Here is an 8,848-nt window from a genome sequence, read left to right on the forward strand (position 1 = left end):
CGGCGCGGCGGCCGGGGCCGGGGCGTTGCCGGCCCTGCGGGCGGCCAGCCACTGGCGGTACTCGGCGGGCGGCACGGCCTTGACCACGATCGGCATGAAGCCGTGGTCCTTGCCGCACAGCTCGGCGCACTGGCCGCGGTAGATGCCCGGGGTCGAGATGTCGGTCCAGGCCTCGTTGACGATGCCCGGCACGGCGTCCTGCTTCCAGCCCAGCGCGGGCACCCACCAGGCGTGGATGACGTCGTCGGCGGTGATCACGAAACGGATCTTGGTGTCGGTCGGCAGCACCAGCATGTTGTCGACGTCGAGCAGGTAGTTGGCGTGGTCGGCCACGGTCGGCACCACCCCGCTCTGGCGCAGCGCGTCGCTCTTGCGGTCGAGGCGGCTGGTGAACTCCACGCCCTGGCCCAGGTACTCGTACTTCCACATCCACTGGTAGCCGGTGACCTTGACGGTCATCTCGGCGTCCCGGGTGTCGTACATCGCGATCAGCTTGGTCGTTGCCGGCGCCGCCATCAGCACCAGCAGCACCACCGGGATCACGGTCCAGAGGATCTCCAGCCGGGTGCTGTGGGTGAAGTCGCGGTCCGCCACGGCGCCCTTGGACTTGCGGAACTTGAACATGGCGACGGCCATCGCGCCGAACACCAGCACGCCGATCGCCACGCAGATCCACAACGCCAGCATGTGCGCGTCGTAGGCGTTGTTGGACAGGTGGGTCACGCCACGCCCCATGTTGAGCTGCCAACGCTCGGGGTCGGCGCTCTGTGCGAATGCGAGGACCGGCGTCGCCATCGCGGCCACGCCCATTGCCCACTGCTTGAAACGACCGGCTTTCATCACTTCGAGCCCCAGAATCACTTGATTGACATGTGTTTGCATCGTGCTCCGCGGGCTGCCACTCCCGGCGCCCGTGCCCTTCGGGCATGGATCGACCGCGGAGAGGTGGCTGGCGAGCCCGCGCAGGGCCCCGCGCTTCGCGACCTGGAACGGCGCTCGGCGCAACGGATAACCCATGAATCGTAACCGTGGCGCGGGGAAGCGGCAAGCTGACGCCCATCACACGACGTCTCCCGGAGGCCTTGACGCAAGTCAAGATCGGCGTTCCGGCGGGGCTCGGGGCGGTTGCGAAACGCCACGTGATGCAAAGCTCCAGTACACGCGCGCGGTACCGTCGCCGGCCTTAGACTAGCGCGTCCCCACCCTCCCTCCCCTGGCCCGATGGACAATCCCTCCCCCGTTTCCGGCGGCCGACCGGCCGCTGGCGCTTCCGTCCGCAAGCTGGTTAGCCCCGAGCTCCCGGCGTTGCCGGCCGGCCCGCGCGCCGCCATCACCGCCGGCTGGGTCCGCGACGAGGCCGCGCACGTCCGCAGCCTGCTCGAGCAGGCGCGCCTACCGGAGGCCGAGCAGGCCGCGGCACAGGCGGTCGCGGCCGACATGGTCACCCGGGTCCGCGCGCGCGCGCAGGACCAGGGCGCCATCGAAGCCTTCATGCGCCAGTACGACCTCGGCAGCGAGGAGGGCGTGCTGCTGATGTGCGTTGCCGAGGCGCTGCTGCGCATCCCCGACGAGGAAACCACCGACAAGCTCATCCGCGACAAGCTCGGCGAGGCCGACTGGAAGCGCCACATGGGGAAGTCCGACTCGGTGCTGGTCAACGCGTCGACGTGGGGCCTGATGCTGACCGGCCACCTGGTCGATCTGGCCGACGAAACCAGGCGCGACGCGCACAACGCCTTCAAGCGCCTGGTCGGCCGTGTCGGCGAACCGGTGATCCGGCTGGCCGTGCGCCAGGCGATGAAGATCATGGGCCACCAGTTCGTCATGGGCAGGACCATCGGCGAGGCGCTGGCGCGCTCCCGCAAAGGCGTCAATGCAAGCTACCGCTACTCGTACGACATGCTCGGCGAGGCCGCGCTGACCGAGGCAGACGCGCAGCGCTACCTGCAGGCCTACCGCGACGCGATCGCTGCGATCGGCAGCAGCGGCGACTTCCACCGCGCCGACGTGTTCGGCACGCCCAGCATTTCCGTAAAGCTGTCGGCGCTGCACCCGCGTTACGAACACGCCAAGCGTGCCCGCGTGCTGGCCGAACTGACCCCGCGCGTGCTCGAACTGGCGCAGCTGGCCAAGCAACACGGCATCGGCTTCACCGTCGATGCCGAGGAAGCCGACCGGCTGGAACTGTCGCTGGACGTGTTCGCCGGCGCCTACGCCGACGCGTCGCTTGACGGCTGGGAAGGCTGCGGCCTGGCCGTGCAGGCCTACCAGAAGCGCGCGCCGGAGGTGATCGACTTCATCGCCCACCTCGCCCGCCAGCACGGCCGCCGGATCCCGGTGCGGCTGGTCAAGGGCGCGTACTGGGATACCGAGATCAAGCGCGCGCAGGTCGACTGCCATCCCGGCTATCCGGTGTTTACCCGCAAGCCCAACACCGACGTGTCCTACCTCGCCAACGCGCGCCGCATGCTTGATGCCGCCGACGCGATCTACCCGATGTTCGCCACCCACAACGCCCAGACCATCGCCACCGTGCACCGGATGTCGCGCCTGGGGGGGAAGCGCGTGGAGTTCGAGTTCCAGAAGCTGCACGGCATGGGCGACGACCTCTACGCTGAGGTGATCCCGGCCGACCGCCTCGACGTGCCGTGCCGCGTGTACGCACCGGTCGGCAGCCACGAGGACCTGCTGCCGTACCTGGTCCGCCGGCTGCTGGAGAACGGCGCCAATTCCAGTTTCGTCAACCGCATCACCGACGAGGACGTCGCGATCGACGACCTGATCCGGGACCCGGTGCAGACCGTGTCCGGCTTCGAAACCATCCCGCATCCCCGCATCCCGCTGCCGGTCGACGTGTACCGCAGCTTCGCCGGTTCGATGCAGTACTGCGACAGGAGCAACTCCATGGGCGTCAACCTCGCCGACGACGACCGGCTGCGCACGCTGGCCCAACAGATCAACGCCGCGGTGCGCGACGACTGGTTCGCCGAGCCGCTGGTGCCGGGGGCCACGCCAGCCGGCGAGTGGCTGCAGGTGACCAACCCGGCCGACCGCCGCGAGGTTGTCGGCCGCTGGCTGCCGGCCGACAGCGCGACGGTCGAGCGCGCGGTGGTCAATGCCGTCGCCGCGCAGCCCAAGTGGGATGCGACCCCGGCCGCGAGCCGCGCGGCGATCCTCGAGCACGCCGCCAACCTGCTCGAATCGCGGATGGCCGAGTTCATCGCGATGTGCACCAAGGACGCCGGCAAGACCATCCCCGACGGCGTGGGCGAAGTGCGCGAGGCGGTCGACTTCCTGCGCTACTACGCGTGCCAGGCGCGCAAGCTGTTCACCGTCGAGGCGTTGCCCTCGCCGACCGGCGAGACCAACACGCTGCAGTTGCATGGCCGCGGCGCATTCGTCTGCATCAGCCCCTGGAACTTCCCACTGGCGATCTACATCGGCCAGGTTGCCGCGGCACTGGCGACCGGTAACAGCGTGATCGCCAAGCCGGCCGAGCAGACCAACCTGGTGGGCTACGCCGCGACCCGCCTGTTGCACGAGGCCGGCGTGCCGGAGGACGTGCTGCAGTTCCTGCCCGGCGACGGCCTGACGGTCGGTGCCGCACTCACCAAGGATCCGCGCATCGCCGGCGTCGCCTTCACCGGCTCCAACGAGACCGCGAACGCGATCAACCGCGCACTGGCATCGCGCGATGGCGCGATCGGCGTGCTGATCGCCGAGACGGGTGGCCAGAACGCCCTGATCGCCGACTCCTCGGCGCTGCCCGAGCAGCTGGTCAAGGACGCGATGAGCTCGGCTTTCACCTCGGCCGGCCAGCGCTGCTCGGCCGCGCGCGTGCTGTTCGTGCAGGAAGACATCGCCGACAAGGTGGTCACCATGCTGGCCGGCGCGATGGCCGAACTGAAGGTCGGCGACCCGGGGCTGCTGTCGACCGACGTCGGTCCGGTGATCGACGAGGACGCGCTGAAGACCCTGCACGCCCACGCCGAGCGCATGGACCGCGAGGCCAGTCCGATCGCGACCGTCGCGATGGGCGAGGACACCGCGCACGGCAGTTTCTTCGCGCCGCGCGCGTACGCGCTGCGCTCGCTCGACCAGCTCGAGCGGGAAGTGTTCGGCCCGGTGCTGCACGTGATCCGCTGGAAGGCGGGCGAGCTCGACAAGGTCATCGACGCGGTCAACTCGACCGGTTACGGGCTGACGCTCGGCGTGCACTCGCGCATCGACGAGACGGTCGAGAAGATCGCCGCGCGGATCAAGGTCGGCAACTGCTACGTCAACCGCAACCAGGTCGGCGCGGTGGTCGGCGTGCAACCGTTCGGCGGCCAGGGCCTTTCGGGTACCGGTCCGAAGGCTGGCGGGCCGCACTACCTGCCGCGGTTCACTACCGAGAAGACGATCACCATCAATACCACCGCCTCCGGTGGCAACGCCTCGCTGCTGACGCTGGGCGAGTAGTCGTAAGGGAGCTTCCCGCGCCGGCGCCGTTCCGTTTGTGGGCGGCGCCCATGAAAAAGCCCCGCCGGAGCGGGGCTTTTTCGTTCTGCATGGTGCGATCGATCAGAACTTGTACTGCGCCGCGACGCCGAACAGGTTCGCGTGGCCATCGAACTCGCCGACCAGCACGCTGCCGCTGCTGGACACCGACTCGACGGTCGGGGAGTCGATCTCGATGCGCATGTAGGCCGCATCGATGCTCAGGTTCGGCGAGGCGTGCCAGGTCAGGCCGACCGTGTACAGCTGGCGGTCGTTGTCGGGCAGGCGCGGGGTGCGGTGCTCGTCATTGGTCGGGGTCTCGTCGACCGCCGCACCGGCGCGCAGGGTGAACGCCTCGTTGAGGTCGTACTCGCCACCCAGGGCAACCATCGTGGAGTCTTCCCACTGGAACTGCTCGCTGGCGATCGGGGTCCCGTTGGAACGCTCGATGTTGACCGCCTGCAGCGACTCCCAGCCGGTGCGCTGGACGTCGGCCATCATCCGGAACGAGTCCGTGAAGTCGTACTGCACGCTCAGGGTGTCGACGCTCGGGGTGGTCAGCTTGGCGCCGCCGGGGCCGTCGGCGTAGGCCACCGCCATCGGACCCATTGCCGCGACGACCGCCGCCGGGACGGTGAAGTCGACGTCGCCGTCGATTTCGTGGTCGATCTCGGAGTGGTGCGAGTAGCCGATCGCCAGGCGCTCGGTCGGGCGGAACTGGAAGCCGAGCAGCCAGCCCAGGCCGTTGTCGGTGCCGCTGACTTCGACGAAGCCGTCGTTCTTCTGCGGGCCGAACGGCGCGTTGACCGGGTCGGGCGTGATGCACGCGGCGATGTTGACGCGGCAGATGCCCGAGCCGAAGTCGACTGCGTTGGACAGCGTCACGTCGGCGTGCTGGTAGATCAGGCCGACGCCGACCGAGAAGGTCTCGTGCAGCTCGACCGCGGCCGACAGGGTGAAGTCGACGGTCTTCACGTCCGACTCGACTGCGTTGTAGCGGCCGACCCAGTCGCGGTCGTACTCGGTGGCCAGGCCGAACGGTGCGCTGATGCTCGCGCCGACGGTCAGGCCTTCGAACGCGCCGTGCAGCGGGGCGACGATCGCAATCGCCGGGACCGCGGTCGGGTCGCCCGGGTCGCCGCCATCACCGCCGGTCAGCGGCTGCGCCAGCGGCGTGCCGGCCGCGGCCTGGCCGCCGCCGGTGAATTCGGCATTGAGGTCGATGATGGTCGCGTCGATCTGCACCGTGGTGCGGTCGAGGTTGACCATCGCGGCCGGATTGTTGGAAACGACCGAGGCATCATCCTGCGCCACGGCGGTACCGGCGTTGGCACGGCCGAGGTTCTTGACGCTGTTCTCGCGGATCTGGAAGCCGGTGGCGTGGGCCTGGCCAAGCGCAAGTACGCCGGCGATGCCCAGCGCGAGCGCCGTGAGGGTGGTGCGGTGTGCGTGATGCATGCNCATCATCCTGCGCCACGGCGGTACCGGCGTTGGCACGGCCGAGGTTCTTGACGCTGTTCTCGCGGATCTGGAAGCCGGTGGCGTGGGCCTGGCCAAGCGCAAGTACGCCGGCGATGCCCAGCGCGAGCGCCGTGAGGGTGGTGCGGTGTGCGTGATGCATGCGTGTGGTCTCCATTGGAGTTTTATGTTTTTCTTCGGCCCTGCCTGCAGCGCCGGCCGGGCCGGTCACCGGCGGGCGCCGGGGCTGCCGCCATACGGCGCCGTCTGCACTATAGCGTGCCGATTAACCCCGCGCTAACAATGCGCCGGAAGCGAGGACCCGCCTTGTTCCTGTCCATTCCGTCGCGCCAGAAGCCGCCCCTCCGATGGGCCACGCCGCTGCTTTTCGCGGCCCTCTGGGGCAGCTTCACCTGGTTGGCCTGGGCCCCGGCGGCCGAGCAGTCGAGGTGGGTCATGGAGTGGGGCGCGTTGTCGGGCGGGCTGACCACGCCCGCGGCCTGGCAGGCCGCGCCGGGCGACGGCAGCCTGCTGCGGCTGGTCACGGCGCTGTTCCTGCACGCCGACTGGGCCCATCTGTTGGGCAACCTGGTGTTCCTGCTGATCTTCGGGCTGCCGGCCGAACGCGCGATGGGCCCGTGGCGGTTCGTACTGCTGTTCCTCGTGGGCGGCGCGGTCGCCAACCTGGCCGCGGTGCTGGCCATCGGCACCCCGGACCGGCTGATCATCGGGGCCAGCGGCGCGGTGTCGGCCCTGATCGGTGCCTACCTGGCGCTGTTCCCCTCGGCCAAGCTGGGCGTGGTGGTGCCGCTGGGGCTGTTCCTGCAATTCGTCAAAGTGCCCGCACCGCTCCTCATCGGCGTCTGGGCGGCGTTGCAGGTGGTGTTTACCTTCATCGGCCCGGCGTTCGGCGCGGTGGCCTGGTCGGCCCACCTGGCGGGATTCGCGTTCGGTGGCGCGTTCGCATTGCTGGCACGGGCCGGCATCGCCCGTCGGTTGCGGCGGCGACGCGGGTTCTGAGGTCCGGCGTCAGCCCTCGACCGGCACAGCGTCCCGGTCCGCGTCATCGTTCGCACCGGCACCGGCATCAGCACCGGGGCTCGCTCCCGCGACCAGCTTCTTGAGCTCGGCCAGGGCCGCAGTGACGTGGCCCTCGCCCTCGAGCACCTCGCCGGCGTTGATGCCGGGCAGCGCCTCGCCGTCGCCGTCGTCGGGCACTTCCGCCCCCAGGTGACCCGGCAGGTCGGCCTCGGTGTAGCCGGCCGGACGGCCGTCGTCACCGCCCTCCTCGGCGTGCAGGACCACGTCGGGCACGATGCCGAGCGCCTGGATCGAGCGTCCATCCGGGGTGTAATAGCGCGCGGTGGTGAGCTTGACCGAGTCACCGTTGTCGAGCGGCAGCACGGTCTGCACCGAGCCCTTGCCGAACGTGCGGCTGCCGACGATACGGGCACGGCCGTTGTCGCCGAGCGCACCAGCCAGTACCTCCGAGGCGCTGGCCGAACCCGCGTCGACCAGCACCACCACCGGCGCGCCGTGCAGGCGGTCGCCCGGGGTGGCGCTGAAGGTGGCGTCGCTGACCGGGATGCGGCCGCGCGTGCTGACGATGCCGCCGTCCTCCAGCAGCGCGTCGGCGATCTGCACGGCCGAGTTGAGCAGCCCGCCCGGGTTGCTGCGCAGGTCGATCACCAGTCCGCGCAGGCGGCCACCGGCCTGCGTGGCAAGCTCGCCCAGCTGGCGTTCGAAATCGGCGGCGGTGTCGGCCTGGAAGGTGCTGACGCGCAGGTAGCCGAAGCCCGGCTCGAGCATCCGGCTGCGCACGCTGGCGATGCGGATGGTCTGGCGTTCGACGGTCAGCTTGACCGGCTCGTCGGCCCCGTCGCGCAGGATGGTCAACTCGACACTGGTACCGGCTTCGCCGCGCAGTGGGGTCGAACTGTCGCCTTCGCCGGCGCGCAGCGGCTTGCCGTCGACGGCGACGATAAGGTCGCCGGCCTTGACCCCGGCGCGGGCGGCCGGGGTGTCATCGATTGGCGCGATCACGCGCAGGCTGCCGTCGGGCTGGCGGAAGATCTCGACCCCGATGCCGTCGTAGTTACCGCGCGCCTGCTCCTCGAAATCGTCGGTGGCGTCGGCTTCCAGGTAGGCGCTGTGCGGGTCGAGGTCTAGCAGCAACCCCCGAATCGCGGAGTGCATGAGTTGCTCGTCGTCGACCGGCTCGACGTATGCCGCCTTGACCGCGCTGTACACCGCCACGTACCGGCGGATCTCGTCGAGCGGGATGTTGGATGCCGACGCCGCCGCGGCATCCTTCGCCGGTGGTTGCGCGGCCTGCTGCGCGGTGACCGGAAGGCTGGCCAGCGACAGGCCGATGGCGAGGGCGAGCGGAACGAGGCGGCGATGGGGCATCAGGCGGACTCCGGGGGACACGGGCTACGGTCACGAGTTACGGACCGGGGGCAGCCGCGGTCGTTCAACCAAGTATGTCGACCGGCAGGGCCGGCGTCAGCCGACCTTAAGTCGCGGGTGCGGAAGTTTCCGTAAATCCCGTGCAGCGCCTCAGCGGCGGAGCCAGCTGCCCGGATCGACCGGTTCGCCGTTGCGGCGCAGTTCGAAGTACAGCGCCGGGCGCCCGTGCCCGCCGGAACTGCCCACCGTCGCGACCCGGTCGCCACGCTTCACCGCGTCGCCGGCATCGCGCAGGAGCGCGTCGTTGTGGGCGTACAGGCTCATGTAGCCGTTGCCGTGGTCGATGATCAGGATCAGGCCGAAGCCGCTCATCCACTCCGAATAGACGACGGTGCCGTCGGCCACCGCGGTCACCGGCGTGCCGGCGGCCGCGCCGATCAGCAGGCCATCGCTGGCGCGGCCATCCGGCAGCTTCGCGCGGTAGCCGGCGAGCAGGTTGCCG

Annotated in this window: 6 protein-coding genes; 2 read left to right on the top strand and 4 right to left on the bottom strand. The window is 69.8% G+C overall.

Annotated elements, in window-relative coordinates:
- The coding region (gene coxB / locus ACKVMH_RS11185; RefSeq protein ID WP_412700343.1) for a cytochrome c oxidase subunit II at nt 1-840 on the bottom strand (840 nt) is incomplete at its 3' end.
- 381 nt (nt 841-1,221) lie between these two features.
- On the opposite strand from coxB, the gene putA reads away from it, so the two are divergent.
- Nucleotides 1,222-4,461 carry a bifunctional proline dehydrogenase/L-glutamate gamma-semialdehyde dehydrogenase PutA gene (gene putA / locus ACKVMH_RS11190; RefSeq protein WP_412700344.1) on the top strand — a complete coding sequence of 1,080 codons (3,240 nt, stop codon included), beginning with the start codon at nt 1,222-1,224 and terminating at the stop codon, nt 4,459-4,461.
- A gap of 102 nt (nt 4,462-4,563) precedes the next feature.
- Here putA and ACKVMH_RS11195 read toward each other — a convergent pair whose 3' ends face one another.
- Nucleotides 4,564-5,937, bottom strand: a complete 1,374-nt coding sequence (locus tag ACKVMH_RS11195; protein ID WP_412700345.1) for an OmpP1/FadL family transporter — start codon at nt 5,935-5,937, stop codon at nt 4,564-4,566.
- Between the two features lie 327 nt (nt 5,938-6,264).
- Here ACKVMH_RS11195 and ACKVMH_RS11200 point away from each other — a divergent pair, with 327 nt between their 5' ends.
- Nucleotides 6,265-6,957: a rhomboid family intramembrane serine protease gene (locus tag ACKVMH_RS11200; protein ID WP_215218941.1), complete on the top strand. Its 693-nt coding sequence runs from the start codon at nt 6,265-6,267 to the stop codon at nt 6,955-6,957.
- 9 nt (nt 6,958-6,966) lie between these two features.
- Here the strand turns inward: ACKVMH_RS11200 and ACKVMH_RS11205 are convergent, their stop codons facing one another.
- Together ACKVMH_RS11205 and ACKVMH_RS11210 are read right to left on the bottom strand one after the other, a co-directional pair.
- Entirely contained in the window at nt 6,967-8,346 is a 1,380-nt protein-coding gene (locus tag ACKVMH_RS11205; protein WP_412700346.1) for a S41 family peptidase, read from the bottom strand.
- A gap of 150 nt (nt 8,347-8,496) precedes the next feature.
- The coding region (locus ACKVMH_RS11210) for a murein hydrolase activator EnvC family protein (RefSeq protein WP_412700347.1) at nt 8,497-8,848 on the bottom strand (352 nt) is incomplete at its 5' end.

Origin of the sequence: Lysobacter zhanggongensis (assembly GCF_046638635.1) — a bacterium.
GTDB classification, from domain to species: domain Bacteria; phylum Pseudomonadota; class Gammaproteobacteria; order Xanthomonadales; family Xanthomonadaceae; genus Novilysobacter; species Novilysobacter luteus.

Bases quoted from the DNA above. Each gene is read 5' to 3' on its own strand.
- putA (WP_412700344.1), top strand. From the start codon at position 1,222: ATGGACAATCCCTCCCCCGTTTCCGGCGGCCGACCGGCCGCTGGCGCT.
- ACKVMH_RS11195 (WP_412700345.1), bottom strand. From the start codon at position 5,937: ATGCATCACGCACACCGCACCACCCTCACGGCGCTCGCGCTGGGCATC.
- ACKVMH_RS11205 (WP_412700346.1), bottom strand. From the start codon at position 8,346: ATGCCCCATCGCCGCCTCGTTCCGCTCGCCCTCGCCATCGGCCTGTCG.